This is a genomic window from Vibrio sp. 378 (genome assembly GCF_033339435.1).
Genome location: NZ_JAWOUO010001175.1, coordinates 1 through 521, shown reverse-complemented (window position 1 = coordinate 521; position 521 = coordinate 1). Strand labels below are relative to the sequence as shown.

Annotated in this window: 1 pseudogene; it reads right to left on the bottom strand. The window is 52.8% G+C overall.

What is annotated here, in order from left to right:
• Window positions 1-521: pseudogene (locus tag R7Q48_RS31000) on the bottom strand (calcium-binding protein); the annotation flags it as partial.

Genomic DNA, 521 nt, shown 5'->3' with positions numbered 1-521 from the left:
CTCAGTGTCACGGTGTACTCTGTGGTGGTGTCGCCTTCTACGACATTCGCTGGACCTGTCATGGTGACGGTGACCGTATCTTCTGGACCCGGATCCGTTTCATCGCTGATGGTGGTGTCGACGAACGCATTATCGAGGTTCAACGCTTCGAAGATAGGATTGCTGTCGCTATCGACAATACCCGACACGCTGACGCGGAACACTTCATCGCCTTCCGCGTAAACATCGTCCACGGTATCGATAGTAAATGTGGCGGTCACACCATCCGCACCAATAATCGCTTGGGTGGTTTCGGTGATGTCATCACCTGACGCGGTGGTGTAGCTATAAGCTAAGGTCACGATACTACCGACTGGCGCCGGATCGCTCAGTGTCACGGTGTAATCCGTGGTGGTGTCACCTTCTACGACATTCGCTGGACCTGTCATGGTGACGGTGACCGTATCTTCTGGACCCGGATCCGTTTCATCACTGATGGTGGTGTCAACAAAGGCATTTGAAACATCTAGTGCCTCAAAAAT